This is a genomic window from Streptomyces sp. NPDC048496 (genome assembly GCF_043200055.1).
Lineage (GTDB): Bacteria > Actinomycetota > Actinomycetes > Streptomycetales > Streptomycetaceae > Streptomyces.
Window position 1 is genome coordinate 1 of the sequence record NZ_JBICXB010000142.1, and the last position, 1311, is coordinate 1311.

Here is a 1311-nt window from a genome sequence, read left to right on the forward strand (position 1 = left end):
TCTCCCCGATCCTCTCGAACATCTACCTTGACCGGCTGGACCGTTTCGTCGAACAGTCTCTGCTGCCCGAGTACAACCGGGGGCTGCGTCGGCAACCCAACCGGGCCTACAGGGCCGTCGAGTTCGCGATCGCGAGGGCCAGACGGCGCGGCGACCGGGAGGCGGTGCGGGCGCTCGCGCTCCAGCGCCGCACCCTGCCGAGCCAGGACCCGAACGATCCGGAATACCGACGGCTGAGATACGTCCGCTATGCCGACGACTGGCTCCTGGGATTCGCCGGCCCCAAGCACGAAGCCGAGGAGATCAAGTCGAAGATCGGTGCGTTCCTGCATGACGAACTCAAGCTGGAACTCTCCGAGTCCAAGACCGTGATCACCCACGCCACCAGCCAGGCGGCGCACTTCCTCGGCTACGAGATCCGGGCCCAGCACTCCGACACGAAGATCACCCGGAACCGTCGGGCGGTCAACGGAGCGATCGGCCTGTTCGTGCCACGGCAGGTGATCAGGCACAAATGCGCGCTCTACATGAGCAAAGGGCAACCGGCACAACGCGGCATGCTGCTTCACGACGAGGACTTCACGATCGTCGCGAAGTACCAGGCCGAGTACCGGGGGTTCGTCCAGTACTACCTCCTCGCCCAGGACGTGTTCCGCCTGGGCAGGCTCCAGTGGGTCATGGAGACCTCGCTGCTGAAGACGCTGGCCGGGAAGCACCGGTCGACGGTCACGAAGATGGCTCGGAAGTACAAGAGCACCGTCGAGACACCCGAGGGACCGCGAACCTGTCTGACCGTCACCGTCCCGCGCGACCGGGGAAGGAAACCACTGGTCGCCCGCTTCGGCGGGATACCGCTCAAACGACAGCGCAAGGCCGTCCTCACCGACAGACGGCCGGTCATGGCCAGCGCGAAGCGAAACGAGCTGATCCACCGGCTCATCGCCGAGTGCTGCGAGATCTGCGAAGCCCGGACGAATCTTGAGGTCCACCACGTCCGCAAGCTCGCCGACCTCAACCGGCCCGGACGCCGGGACAAACCCGACTGGGTGCACCTCATGGCCAAACGACGGCGCAAGACCCTGGTGATCTGCCGTCGCTGCCACGAGGACATCCACGCCGGGCGAGGCACCGCGCCACCACGGAAGTGATCACTGGAGAGCGGGATGCCGGGAAACTGGCCCGTCCCGTTCGGGAAGGGACCGTCGGAAAAGGACCCGCGCCACGGGCACCTCGTCGGCGGTCTACTTCACTTGACGGGCGGGGGCTGGAAACGGAGCCTCACAGGCCACCGCGCCAGTCCCCGACCCTACT

Annotated in this window: 1 protein-coding gene; it reads left to right on the forward strand. The window is 66.1% G+C overall.

Going from position 1 to position 1311, the window contains the following annotated elements:
• Window positions 1–1148 (forward strand): group II intron reverse transcriptase/maturase (locus tag ACGFSA_RS35200; protein ID WP_393310267.1); only part of this gene is annotated, 1148 nt, incomplete at its 5' end.
• Between the last annotated feature and the right edge of the window lie 163 nt (window positions 1149–1311).